At 40.3% G+C, this 13,650-nt stretch carries 11 protein-coding genes; 1 reads left to right on the top strand and 10 read right to left on the bottom strand.

The features are described from left to right. Positions 1-26: 26 nt before the first annotated feature. The 8 genes from A9Z07_RS17070 to A9Z07_RS17035 all read right to left on the bottom strand — a co-directional run bounded on the left by A9Z07_RS17070 (position 27) and on the right by A9Z07_RS17035 (position 7,845). Entirely contained in the window at positions 27-809 is a 783-nt protein-coding gene (locus tag A9Z07_RS17070) for a Rossmann-like and DUF2520 domain-containing protein (protein ID WP_069579960.1), read from the bottom strand. Between the two features lie 81 nt (positions 810-890). Beyond that, entirely contained in the window at positions 891-1,940 is a 1,050-nt protein-coding gene (locus A9Z07_RS17065; protein WP_069579959.1) for a lysozyme inhibitor LprI family protein, read from the bottom strand. A gap of 182 nt (positions 1,941-2,122) precedes the next feature. After that, positions 2,123-3,538 carry an OmpA family protein gene (locus A9Z07_RS17060; protein WP_069579958.1) on the bottom strand — a complete coding sequence of 472 codons (1,416 nt, stop codon included), beginning with the start codon at positions 3,536-3,538 and terminating at the stop codon, positions 2,123-2,125. 315 nt (positions 3,539-3,853) lie between these two features. Next, complete coding sequence (locus A9Z07_RS17055; protein ID WP_069579957.1) at positions 3,854-4,423, bottom strand: hypothetical protein; 570 nt, start codon at positions 4,421-4,423, stop codon at positions 3,854-3,856. 201 nt (positions 4,424-4,624) lie between these two features. Further along, positions 4,625-5,857 (bottom strand): dihydroorotase, encoded by a 1,233-nt coding sequence (locus tag A9Z07_RS17050; protein ID WP_069579956.1) that lies wholly within the window; start codon positions 5,855-5,857, stop codon positions 4,625-4,627. A gap of 12 nt (positions 5,858-5,869) precedes the next feature. Beyond that, the gene (locus A9Z07_RS17045) at positions 5,870-6,886 is read right to left on the bottom strand and encodes an aspartate carbamoyltransferase catalytic subunit (protein ID WP_069579955.1); all 1,017 of its coding nucleotides are present in this window, start codon (positions 6,884-6,886) and stop codon (positions 5,870-5,872) included. Positions 6,887-6,999: 113 nt separating this feature from the next. Further along, positions 7,000-7,410: a hypothetical protein gene (locus A9Z07_RS17040; protein WP_227516951.1), complete on the bottom strand. Its 411-nt coding sequence runs from the start codon at positions 7,408-7,410 to the stop codon at positions 7,000-7,002. An 81-nt stretch (positions 7,411-7,491) separates the two neighbouring features. Beyond that, positions 7,492-7,845 (bottom strand): hypothetical protein, encoded by a 354-nt coding sequence (locus A9Z07_RS17035; RefSeq protein ID WP_062846877.1) that lies wholly within the window; start codon positions 7,843-7,845, stop codon positions 7,492-7,494. A gap of 283 nt (positions 7,846-8,128) precedes the next feature. Between A9Z07_RS17035 and rlmKL the strand changes: the two genes are divergently transcribed. Beyond that, a complete protein-coding gene (gene rlmKL / locus A9Z07_RS17030; RefSeq protein ID WP_005258095.1) occupies positions 8,129-10,333 on the top strand; it encodes a bifunctional 23S rRNA (guanine(2069)-N(7))-methyltransferase RlmK/23S rRNA (guanine(2445)-N(2))-methyltransferase RlmL in 2,205 nt (734 codons plus the stop codon). Positions 10,334-10,346: 13 nt separating this feature from the next. Here the strand turns inward: rlmKL and A9Z07_RS17025 are convergent, their stop codons facing one another. Further along, a complete protein-coding gene (locus A9Z07_RS17025; protein ID WP_069579954.1) occupies positions 10,347-10,766 on the bottom strand; it encodes a hypothetical protein in 420 nt (139 codons plus the stop codon). 169 nt (positions 10,767-10,935) lie between these two features. Next, complete coding sequence (gene clpB, locus A9Z07_RS17020) at positions 10,936-13,515, bottom strand: ATP-dependent chaperone ClpB (RefSeq protein WP_069579953.1); 2,580 nt, start codon at positions 13,513-13,515, stop codon at positions 10,936-10,938. Positions 13,516-13,650: the final 135 nt, after the last annotated feature.

The following is a 13,650-nucleotide window of genomic DNA, read 5'->3' as shown; positions in this document are numbered from 1 at the left end:
AATTTGTCTATTTTGTATAATTATCGTTACTCTTGATTTATATGGCGTTTATAAATCCCTTCACTCATCAAAGCATAGATATTTTCCAGATCGTTACGTTGTGTCTCCGCTAATAAATGGCGCTGCATCTTTAATATATTCTGATCACCACGCATTGCAGGCCCTGTCTGCATTTGTTTAGGGTCATTCTGGGTTGCCTTATTCGCAGTTTCCATAATTAAAGGATATAACAAACTAAAATCAACCTGCTCGGCATCTACAATTTGTTTTGCCAAGTCATAGCAATAATTGCTGAAATTACAAGCAAATACAGCCGATAAATGTAAAGTTTGCCGTTGCTTAGAACTATATTGATAGACACGATGGCTTAAACTGTTTGCTAATTCTGTTAAAAAAGCTAAATCCTGCTGCTCAGCAGCTTCAACAAACAAAGGGGTTTCTGCCCAGTTCACATCCCGTTCAAAACTAAAGGTTTGCAAAGGATAAAACACACCAGCTCGATAATGAGTATTTTGTAGAACCGATAAACTGGTGCTGCCCGAGGTATGTACAATCAGATTATCTGGTAAATAAGCTGTAATCGACTCAATTACGCTGGAAATGGCCTGATCACTTACCGCAATAATCACCAAATCTACCTGTGGATCAAGTTGATTAACCTGATTAATCGCTTGAGCATTTACTTGATCTGCAAGGGTCTCAGCATGCTGTAAGTTTCGGCTAAACACTTGCGCAATCTGATGTTGCTGTTTTAAAGCTCGAGCTAAATGTGTCGCAACCCGCCCTGCACCAATCAATGTAATTTTCATAAACTTTATCTAAGCACGTGATTTGCTTAAGCATGCCAATAAAAAAAGGACGAATCAATTCGTCCTTTTCTACTTGTTTATTTAATTGACATTATTTAGGTAAACAATCCGTTCAATCGTGCGTTGAATAAAGCATTTAGTATATTGCATGTCCTGATCTTGCTGATGCATCGCATCATTCCAGTAACCCGCCTGTTTCTGATAAGTTTCCCGGTCTTTTTCAGGAGTATCATAAACACTCTTCTGTGATAGCACTTTACAATCCACATCACGTTTCTCAAACCAGTCTGACTGATCCTGCTGTAATTGAGCTTTTTGTTCAGGACTGAACTTATCCCACGTCTGATTTAAACGTTCCACCTGTTTTGCCTTTTCAGCATCCAGCTCTTTGTTACGAATATTCATGGCCTTTTGCGCCAGATCCATTTGAGCAGATGACTTTGCATCATACTCCTGCTGGGCCTTTTCACTATTCTGTTCAATCAGGCGGTTTTCTTTTAAATACGCCATGTAATGCACGGCTTTGGTCGCCATAAACACAACACCATCAATAACGGCGTTTTGATCTGGAATATTCAGCACGACACCATCTTTATCGGTTTTGGTCAGATTATAAGAAAACTCACCACGTAACTGATCATCTTCAAGCTTTAATGGATAGTCACTATCCGAGAAATAGTCACCTAAAGTATAAGTCGACTGGCCTTCATCCTCACCATCTCGTTGATATTTCTGCTCTTCGAGATACGCATTTTCAGCACGTTTCTGTAAGCCTTTCGGGAATGAAATCACCAATTGACTATCACAATCCAGTAATGTTTTTGACGCTTGCTCACTGTCGCTATTATCTAAAGTTCGGACATTTTTGATTTCAAATTTTAGTCCCTTGTTAATTTTATCTAAAATTTCATAATCAGCCTGATATTCGCTTTCTCGCAAACTTCGCTCAATTTGCTTTAAATAATCTTTCTTTAAAGCTGCCTGAATATTATTCAAGTTATCTTGATTGGTACAACTCCATTCTGAAACGGCTGTATCAATATTTTCAACTTTCTCTTTGGGTTTAAATTTATCGCATCCTGTTAATAAAATTGCTGTCGTTAATGTGGTGAATATCAAAAACTTATTCATATTAATTACCCCGTTATCTTATTTTTCGGGCGTATTCTACTCAATTTAATTCGATCTATTCGAGTCTTTTCTTTGACTTTATTTAAATTAATTTTAAGATAAGACTGTAAATGTAATGATAAGTCAAAATAAAAGGAGCTATTATCGTAATAGCTCCTTTAAAGTATTGCGTAATTGCAAATTTAAGGTGTGATTGAGAACTCAATACGACGGTTTTTAAAACGTCCTTCTTCCGTTGTATTATCTGCAACTGGATTATCCGCACCATGCCCAACTGCTGTTAGCTGGTCAGCAGCAACACCCTGACTCACCAAATAATCCACTACCGCCTGGGCACGTTTTTGCGATAACGTTTTATTACTGTTCGCGTTACCTGTTGAGTCGGTATAACCCGCCACAGTCAATTTCGCATCTTTGATATTTTTCATTAATGCCGCAGCTTTATCCAGAATGGCTTTATTTTCATCTGGAATCTGGTTTGAACCTGTAGAGAAATTAATAATCTGTAGGTTTAATGCCTTGATCACATCATTAATATCAACCTGATTAGCATCAATATTTGCTAAAGCATCTTGTGCGGCATTTAAACTATGACTCACAGAGTCAGCAGCAGTCATTGGTGCTTCAACCACCACTTCGGTATTGGGTACCAAAGCTTTAATTTTGCCAAGTAAATCGTTAAGTTGATTCGCATCTCCACCTTTCAAGGTGATCTTGTCACCAATCCAGTCCAGAGAAACATTCGGTACGCCTTTCAGTAGACCTAATACGCCAGCAAGGCCCGCCTGATCCATAAAGGTTCCAGCATGTTTTGTTGCAGTATCAACTGTACATTCCTGATTTGCAGAAAAAACCTCTTTGACTTTGGCCTGTATGGTCGCCAAAAATCCTTGATCCCCGACACCCACCTGACATTGGGCAAGATTACCTGAACCATCAGTGCTTAAAGCTAATGTCGCTGGTGCAGCATCTGCCGCAACTTCTGAGGCTGAATTTGTATCATGAGTTACAGGTGCAGTCGCCTGTTTGTTTTGACAAGACTTCCACAACCAAGCCACTAATAAACCGAGAATAATCAAGGCCACAATAGGCAGCCATGCACGAGATTTAGGTGCCGTCGCTGCCGAAGTATTGGCAAAGTTAGAAGTAGCAGCAGATGCACTCGACACCAACCCAAGTGGTGCCAATAGACCAACTGCCCATGCTGGCAATAATGAACGGATCGAATCCATATGTTGTTTTAAATAGTTCACAATACTTTGCGTATCATTGCCAGCTTCACTAGTTAAAGCGGCCAGACTTTTTGGAATCGCTTGAGTTAACGTTTGTTCTGTTTCAGCACTGGAAAGTTGCCCATTACTTAAATTGGTCAGAAGCGCATTTTTGACTTGGTCGTTATGCCCTAATAAATCTGATAGTGAGGGCGAAATAGAATCTTTTAATTTCTGAATGAGTTCAGGTTTTGCCGCTAAAATAGAAAGTAAAATGGGATAGAACCTAGATAAAAGAGCACTTTTTTCATTTACTAGACCGTCTTGATCACTCACGATCATCGAAGTCACTTTCTGCTTTAACAGTTCCATTGGGTTTATTGACATTGTTATTCACTCCAACACATTAAATTTATAATATTCAGAACACTCAAGAAAAAAGCGAAGCTCAAGTGAACTGCTGCTTTTTCATTCTAATCTTTTGTATTTTTTTTATTCATTTTTATATAATTTAAATACAATACTTACATCACAATTTACAAAGAAAAATAAGAAATGCGCATCTTTTTTAACAATTGGTACAATAGTATTAAATCTAAAAGTTCCCTTCTATTCTTCAAAATCATCTATCTTTATTTTCAAAATCATGGATTTATAAAAATAAAAAATTCACTCTAGACTATACATTCAAACCAGCAAGCATCATTTACTTAAATGATATAAAAAAATTAGGGAAAAGCCAAAAAGCACTGTAAAAAGTGGAAAAATCTTGTTCTGCTTTTTTGTAGGAGGCACGATAGGAATAGCGGGAATAACGTCTAGCAACTGCTCTTTAATATAGGTTTCATTTAATTGTGCCAAAACTTCGCTAGTCCAGCATGGCAATAAAGAATAAATCGATGCTTTATGATCTCTTAAATAATAAATGATCGCCATCGCATCATTACCCACCTCATTAGATAAAACCGCCAGACTTTTAGGAATGGCCCGATTTAAGGTAATCTCTACCTCAGCTACGGACACTTTTCCTGCGGCCAGTCTCAACAACAACGCATTCTTAACACGCTCATTTTCTTCCAGTAAATCAAAAATAGAAGGCGTAAGTTTTTCTCTTAACTTATCGACCAGCTCAGGCTTTTCTAGAAAACGATAAAGTAGGATAGGATAAAATCTTGATAAGACATCATTTTTTTCATTCACTAAGCTGGTTTGATCATTTACAATCACAGATGAAACTTTCTGTTTAAGTAATTCCATAGGATGTATAGACATCGTATTAAGCTCCAATTATTAGAATGGCTTATTTCTCTTTTTTATAATTTTATGTAAGGCATATCTCATTTATATAATTACTTTAATCTATTTTTTCTTGTTTTTATCTATTCTGTAAAATTTAAATACAATATCTACATCACATTTTACAAAGCGGAATAAGACTTAGCTCCTATTCCGCTACATAAACAAACTTTTGCTTTACGCGAAAGTGGTCACAACTTTACCTGTCAATTGCTGACCAATAAGTGGTGTATTCTTACCTTGTGAAAGAATGCTTTCTTTAGACACAGTCCATTGTAGTTCTGGATCAACCAATACCCAGCCTGCTTCTTGTATCCAGCGTTCTGTCATATTGGCAACTTGTGCTGGTGTCGAAGTGACTTTTGCCACCCATTCCAACGGCTCAAACAGTCCTTCCTGAATCAGTTGCACACCGAGAGCGACATAGGTATCAAATGCTGTAATTCCCGGTTGAGTTTCCGCAAAAGGTGCCATTTTCGCTGAGCTGCTCAAAGGCTCATGATGGGTACAGATTGCGTCAATCACGCCTTCTTTTACGCCCTGACGTAATAATTCCTTATCCTGTTCCGAACGCAATGGCGGGCGCACATGTGCAAGTGAATTAAAGCCATCGGTCAATTGCTCGGTGAGATGTAACTGATGCATCGCAACATCTGCGGTCACAGGTAAGCCTTTGGCCTTTGCTGCACGAATCAAATCGACCGATGCGCCGCAAGACAATAAACCAAAATGTGCTTTCACACCGGTTGCTTCAATCATCAAAAGATATTTAGCAATCGCAACAGTTTCCGCAATCGCTGGAATCATCGGTAGACCTTGGCGAGAAGCAATAAAACCTTCATGCGCACAACCATCTTTGGCAATTTGCGGTTCTTCGGCATAGAACACCACGGTTAAACCCAAGCCTGCGGCATATTCAAGGGTACGGATCACCACATCATCATTTTCAAATGCAGCATTGGCATTTGAAACAGCAGTACAGCCACCCTTCTTTAAACTTGCCATATTGGCAGGTTGCTTACCATTTAAACCTTGCGTTTGTGCGCCAATAATATGTAGATAAATTCCGCCATCCAGTTGAGCTTTTTCAATCAGACCGTGGATTAGGGCACCATTATCTTGCACGATTGGCTTTGAGTCTGGTGGCGTAATAACATGCAAAATACCATTGGCACGTGCAGCTTTTCCTTCCGACTTTAAGGTCCCATGCTGTTGCTGACCCGGCTCACGCATTCGTGCGCACAAGTCCACCATGGTTGGCATTAACCATTTGCCTTGACCATTGATGGTTTCATCCACATGATCAACGGCATCAATACGCTTACCATTTTCGATATAAACCGTTTGCACCTGATCAGTCTGTTGAATTGGATCGAGCACACGGACATTTTCAATTTTTACAATACTCATGTGATCTATCCCTTACAGTGCAATCGCTTCAATTAAACCTTGTTCTTGTAACTGTCCTTGCATCGCAAGTGCCAGTACAGCCATACGAACCGCAATACCGTTGGTGACCTGTTTTAAAATTACGGATTGATCACCATCTGCCACGCTTGAGTCAATTTCAACACCACGGTTCATTGGGCCAGGATGCATCACGATACAATCTGGTTTTGCCAGCGCCAGACGCTCTTTGTTTAAACCATACATTTTGTAGAATTCGGCCTGTGATGATAAGGCTGGTGAATCAATACGTTCATTTTGGATACGTAAGGCAATAATCACATCACAATCTTTCACACCTTCATCCATTTTATTAAACAGACGTACATGCTCACCATATTCATTAAAACCCACTGGCAATAAAGTATTCGGTGCAATTACACGAATGTCTTTACAACCCAATGTTTGCAACGCTGCTACATTCGAACGTGCTACACGTGAATGTTTGATGTCACCAATAATGGCGACTGTCAGCTCTTCAAATGGTTTCTTGGTCTCACGGCGAATGGTCAACATGTCCAGCATGGCCTGAGTTGGATGTGCGTGACGACCATCACCTGCATTGATAATCGCGACATTCGAACATACATCTTTGGCAATGAAATGTGCTGCGCCCGATGAAGAATGACGTACCACGAAAATATCCGCCGCCATGGCTTCCAGATTCCACAATGTATCGCGTAGCGTTTCACCTTTCGAGGTACTTGAACGTGCAATATCGATATTCAAGACATTGGCAGACAAACGTTTTGCTGCTGCTTCAAAAGTGGTACGGGTACGGGTGGAGTTTTCAAAGAAGAGATTCATTACCGTCAGTCCTTCAAGTAACGGACGGTTGATCAAATTATTATTTTCATCTAAAAAGCTTTGCGCTGTATCTAAAATCTTGGTCAAGGTTTCTTTAGAAAGACCCTCAATTGTTAAAAAGTGCTTTAGATTTCCTTGTTGATTGAGCTGAATCTGACTCAAAGTATGCAATGCCGCCAAGTGCATAAGAGATTCCTAACACGTTAAGTTAACGCATTATACAGACTTTAGATTTGGTGCGTAGTCGAAGTTTTCAGCACTTAAGTAAAAATATTTTTGTTTTTTAATCCTATTAATTTTTATTCGTTGCTACAGGCGATTTTACCTAAATTGGTATTCATAGCTAATACTGTACTTTCTTGCTCATCATAACGACCTAAATTTCCAAATTCATCAAAAAGGAAAAATGTCCGTTTTAGAATTTGATCATGACAATATAGGTCTGTTTTTATAACCGAAAAACGAGGAAAGCTCCCGTAGGAAGCATTGATTGCCTTCTCAATAACAACTTTTGCATCACCATGATCCAAACCCCTTGTTCTGAATGTAACAAATTGGCTCTTATCTCCTGTTTCGTAACGTTCAATAAAGTCTGGATTATTTTCAGCTGAATAGATTTCATCAGCAAATTTAACGACGTCTATAGTAATAGGATATGCAAGAAGTGTTGGACTTAAAAATAGAGTCATAACAAATATTATTTTTTTCACTTTATTAAACTTATAAATTAAAGGATGTAAACATCATAGCTACATCCTTTTGATTTCTTTTATCTTTAAATCACAAATAACTTACCTTAATGCACCAATATAGTGATGATGAACCTGAGCCTGATAAATTTCTTCCTCGGTTACTTCTATTGAATAGGCATCTGAAGCGACTTCTTTTTGAAGATCTGACGTGTTCTCCTTTACTATCGAAACAGGCTCAGGATATAGCTCGACCAATGGACTCAAGCGTGCCACAAAGCGTTCTAATTCCGGATCTTGAGTATCGAGAGCAATGCCCAGCACATGTTTGGCATAATCCTTATTATTCACCAGATACATCACATCAATTACACGCCCACAAACACGTCTTAAACGGACATACATTTGAGTGGCAATCGTAAATGCCTCAGCATTGACCAAAACTTCGTTCTTCATCACATTCTCCCAGCCTTCAAATTTAAATGCTTAAATTTCATTCGCTTTAAGTAAAATTATTTGCCAATGAATGGAATACTAAAAAGCAAAAGCTGTACCAATTATTCAAATCATGATTAAAACCGCCCGATCAATTTAAAAAATCATGCTTAATCACGGCCTATCAATGAAAAAATTGCATCGAAACGATGATAAAGCTGACAATCACACAAATATGCACCGACAGAACAAACAAAAATCAGTTAAAATAGCCGATTGCTGAACTGCTTTTTTGGAAATGTGCATGAATTCTACACAACGTCTGACAAACTATTGGGTGACCTGTGCGGATGGACTTGAAACCTTATTACAACAAGAACTCGAACAGTTAGGGATTCAAGACATTCAACGCTTCGCTGGACGTTTGGTTTTTAAAGGCACACTCGAAAATGCATATCGCATTTGTATGTGGTCGCGTCTCGCCTCTCGCGTACTTTTACCGATTCATACACATGAACTAGAACATACACATGACGCCCGTGATGTCGCTGAAGAACTCTATGAAGGTGCGATCAGCTTTGACTGGTCTTTGATTTTTGCACCACAAAGTACCTTTGCGATTCGCTTGCACGTTGAACGTGAAATTAAGGTCAATACTCAATTCGCGACACTCCGTGTAAAAGATGGTGTAGTTGATTCCTTTATGGAAGCTGTGGGCAAACGTCCAAGTATTGATATCAAACAACCAGAAATTACGCTTTATGTATTGGCGGGCAAAACCGAACATACCTATTGCCTAGACTTATCTGGTGATTCTTTACATAAACGCGGCTATCGCCGTTTTATGACCGATGCACCGATTAAAGAGAACTTGGCTGCAGCAATTTTACAAAAAGCACAACTTGCGCAATATCAGCCCGATATTATTCTTGATCCAATGTGTGGTTCAGGTACATTTATTATTGAATCGCTTTTGATCCTGACTGATCGTGCTCCAGGTCTAGTTCGCCGTTTTGGTTTTAATGGCTGGCATGGACATGACCATGAATTATGGATGTCTCTCAAAGCCGAAGCTGCTGAGCGTCATGAAAAAGCCTTACAGCAGCCATTACCGCAATTCTATGCTTATGATGCAGATTGGGAAGCAGTAAAAGCGACACGCCAAAACATTATTGCTGCGGGTTTTGAAAAGTTACTTGATCAAATCCAGATTGAAGAACGCACTTTGGCAGACTGGGATGATTTCCATGCCGAAGGTAAAAAAGCCTTTATCGTCACCAACCCACCGTATGGTGAGCGTTTAGGCGATAAAGCATCGAATCGTTCTTTGTATCTAGGCTTATCTGCCTTACTTCAAAAGAATTTCCCAAATCAGCGCGCAGCAATTATTGCGGCTCAAATTGAGCAGGCAGATGTACTGGCATTTAACGATCCACAAACCTTGCGATTGATGAATGGTAAATTACCAATTTATACCCGTTTTGGTACGGTAAAACCTGCGACTGTCACTCAACCCTTCTTGGCAAATTGGCAACCACAACAATTCGAAGCGATTGAAGGCGCCGAAGACTTTACCAACCGTTTGCAAAAGAATATGCAAACTTTGAAAAAGTGGGCAGTGAAAGAAAATATCTATTGCTTACGCTTATACGATGCAGATTTACCAGACTTTAATATTGCAGTTGATTTGTACGGTGACAAATTGCATGTACAAGAATATGCACCACCAAAGAAAATTGACCCAGAAAAAGCAAAAAAACGTTTTAATCTTGGTCTTGCTGCAATCCGTGCAGTAACGGGTCTAAATCGTGATGCCATCTTTATTAAAACCCGTGCTCGTCAAGCAGGTACAAATCAGTACACCAAACAAAGTACTGCATCTAAACGCTTTATCGTACAAGAAGGCGATGCACGTATCTTGGTGAATCTGACCGATTATCTGGATACAGGTTTGTTCCTTGATCACCGCCAGATGCGTTTACGCATTGCCAAAGAAGCACGCGGCAAGCATTTCCTGAATCTATATAGCTATACGTCTACTGCCAGCTTGCATGCCGCTTTAGGTGGCGCAGCAAGTACCACCAGTGTCGATTTATCGAACACCTATTTAAGCTGGTCAAAAGAGAACTTTGTTCTGAATGGTTTAACGGTAGATCATGCCGATGAACAACATATGTTCTTCGCCAGCGACTGCTTCGAGTGGTTAAAAGAAGGTCATGAGCAATACGATCTCATCTTCATTGATCCACCAACCTTCTCTAACTCGAAGAAGTTCTACGGTACTTTTGATGTGCAACGCGACCACGTTTCATTGCTTAAACGTGCCATGAACCGCTTAACCAGCGATGGTACGCTCTACTTCTCAAATAACTATCGTGGTTTTGAGCTAGACGAAGAGATTGAAGCCATGTATCAGGTCGAAGAAATCACTTCTGAAACCATCGGACTGGATTTCAAACGTAATCAAAAAATCCATCGTGCCTGGAAAATTCAGCACCCAAGTATTTAAGTGTTTTGAATACTCACCGAAAGGTAATTTTGCTTTTTTTTACGTTCGGTGAGTCAAACTCATAAATCATAAAGCGATCAGGAGCCTCCGTATGGGGTTTTATGGTCGCTTTTCTTTTCTCACGAACATCCATCACCGTGGTTTTTTTCTGCTCTTCGTAAGCAGAAAAACCTCCTTCGGCAAGCATACTGACACGAATTTCACGTAAATTCCGGTCACTCAACACACGCTGTGAACGCCAGCGTTCCTCCGCAGGCTTTAATGCATCTTGTTGAGCTTTGATAATGATACTTGGCAAGGCATTATTCAATGCACCTGTTTGCAAAGACAAGGTTCCCTCAGGCAATGGCTGTGCAGCATGTCCGATAGAAGATAAAGCGGTGAACAACAAAATTACACACATACCTGTGCAATGATGTCTGTTATTTTGCATTTTAATTCATCCTGAATTTTTTTCTTATTTGTTTTGAAGCTATCAAGTTTTTATAGACGTGGCAATGTCATTGGTAATATTCCTGTAAAAATCTGACCAGATGCACCAACATAAAAAAAGATGGTGACTTTCATCACCATCTTTTTGGGTAAAACATTAAAACTTCCGCTTAGCTCAGTTTTAACTTATCAAATACCAGATGACCATTCTCACCTTTGATCAGGATATTGTCTCCAGGCTGGAACTCACCAGACAGGATTTTCTGAGCTAGACTATTTTCAACCTGTTGCTGAATCGCCCGTTTCAATGGACGCGCACCATATACAGGATCGAAACCAGCATCAATCAACAGATCAAAAGCAGTATCATCCACAGTTAAGCCCATATCACGTTCACTCAAACGTGTGCGTAAACGATCTAACTGAATGTCTGCAATACCACGAATCTGTGCTTTTTGCAGAGAATGGAAAATGACCAGCTCATCAATACGGTTGATAAACTCTGGACGGAAATGTTGCGTTACTGCACTCATCACCACTGCCCGTACTTCATCATCAGTTGCACCTTCTCCCAGTTCACGCACATCTTGTGAACCTAGGTTAGAGGTCATTACGATCACCGTGTTCTTAAAGTCAACCACACGGCCTTGTGAGTCCGTTAAGCGACCATCATCCAATACTTGCAATAAGATATTGAATACATCTGGATGTGCTTTTTCCACCTCATCGAATAACACCACGCTATACGGCTTACGACGAACGGCTTCAGTTAAAACACCACCTTCTTCATAACCAACATAGCCTGGAGGCGCACCGACTAGACGGCTGACAGAATGTTTTTCCATGAATTCGGACATATCAATACGAATCATGGCATCGTCGCTGTCAAACAAGAAGTTAGCCAATGCTTTGGTTAGCTCCGTTTTACCCACACCTGTCGGGCCAAGGAACAAGAATGATCCACTTGGACGGTTCGGGTCAGATAAACCTGCACGTGAACGACGTACGGCATTGGAAACCGCAACCACAGCTTCATCCTGTCCAACGACACGGTTGTGTAAAAATTCTTCCATATTGAGAAGTTTTTCACGTTCACCTTGAAGCATTTTCGCCACAGGAATTCCTGTTGCCGCACTCACGACTTCAGCAATTTCATTTTCAGTCACTTTGGTACGAATCAGCTTCGGTTCTTCATTTTCCTCAGCAACTTCGGCCTGCTCCAGACGTTTTTGCAACTCTGGAATGACACCATATTGCAAGCGTGCAGCTTCAGCCAAATCACCTTCACGTTTGGCTTTTTCCAAAGCACTACGCGCCTGATCAAGTTCAACCTGTGCCTTTTTATCACCTTCAACCAGTGTTTTTTCAGCTTTCCAGATCTCTTCCAGATCGTTGTACTCTTTTTGCTTTTCAGCAATCTGTTGCTCAAGATGATTTACTTCGGCTTTACTGCCCGCATCTTCATCTTTTTTCACCGCTTCCAGCTGCATTTTCAACTGGATTAAACGGCGATCAAGTTTATCCAAAGCTTCTGGCTTAGAATCAATTTCCATTTTAATCCGCGATGCAGCCTCATCAATCAAGTCAATCGCCTTATCTGGTAATTGACGATCAGTAATATAACGATGAGACATCTTCGCTGCAGCAATAATGGCTGAGTCGAGAATTTGCACACCGTGATGGGTTGCATATTTTTCTTTAAGACCACGTAGGATCGCAATGGTATCTTCTACACTCGGCTCATCGACCAACACTTTCTGGAAACGACGCTCAAGCGCAGCATCTTTCTCAATATATTGACGGTACTCATCTAAAGTAGTCGCGCCCACACAACGGAGTTCTCCACGCGCCAAAGCAGGTTTTAGCATATTGCCTGCATCCATCGCGCCATCACCTTTACCTGCGCCAACAAGCGTATGCAGCTCGTCAATAAACAGGATGATCTCACCTTCGTGCTTCGCAAGGTCTTTAAGGACTGCTTTTAAACGCTCCTCAAACTCACCACGATATTTTGCGCCCGCAAGCAATGAGCCCAAGTCAAGTGAAAGCACACGCTTGTTCTTTAAGCTCTCTGGGACTTCGCCATTGATAATACGTTGTGCCAAACCTTCAACAATCGCTGTTTTACCTACCCCTGGCTCACCAATCAACACGGGGTTGTTTTTGGTACGGCGCGATAACACCTGAATGGTACGGCGAATCTCGTCATCACGACCAATCACGGGATCAAGTTTGCCCGCTAAGGCACGTTCAGTTAAATCAATGGTGTATTTATTAAGTGAATCACGTTGATCTTCATGATTATTGCTCATGACTTTGTCATTTCCTCGAATATTTTCAATTATTTTACGTAAACTATCTGGCGTAACACCCACACCATTTAAAATGGTTTTGGTTTCGCCTGTTTCTGCCAGACCGAGTAATACCCAATCGGTTGATAAAAACTCATCACCTGCTTTCTGTGCATAACGGTCAGCTAAATTCAGCACCTTTACCGCTTCAGGATTGAGATTGATATCACCCGTAGGATTTGCCAAGGTTGGCGCATTTTGCAGTGCTTGTTCCAGTTTCTGCTTTAACTCTGGTAAACGTGCACCCGCTTGTTGCAGCAAACTCAAATTGGCAGGTTCTTCCAATAAGGTAGAAAGAATATGAATACCTGCAATCGAGGTATGGTCTTTACCCATTGCCAATGATTGTGCATCTGAGAGTGCTTGCTGTAAGCGGTTTGTAAATTTTTCAAATCGCATTCTTGTTATTCCTCACAACAAATTTCTAACTTATCACTTAGATGGGAACGCTTTTCTAAATTTCAAATAAAAATTTATATATTTTTCAGTATTTTATAAAACATAATCCGATACTCTCACGAGCTATGATGATGA

Source organism: Acinetobacter sp. YK3, from assembly GCF_001729365.1.
GTDB lineage: Bacteria > Pseudomonadota > Gammaproteobacteria > Pseudomonadales > Moraxellaceae > Acinetobacter > Acinetobacter vivianii.
The sequence above is the reverse complement of the archived record's forward strand: the minus strand, read 5'-3'. Positions and strand labels throughout refer to the sequence as shown.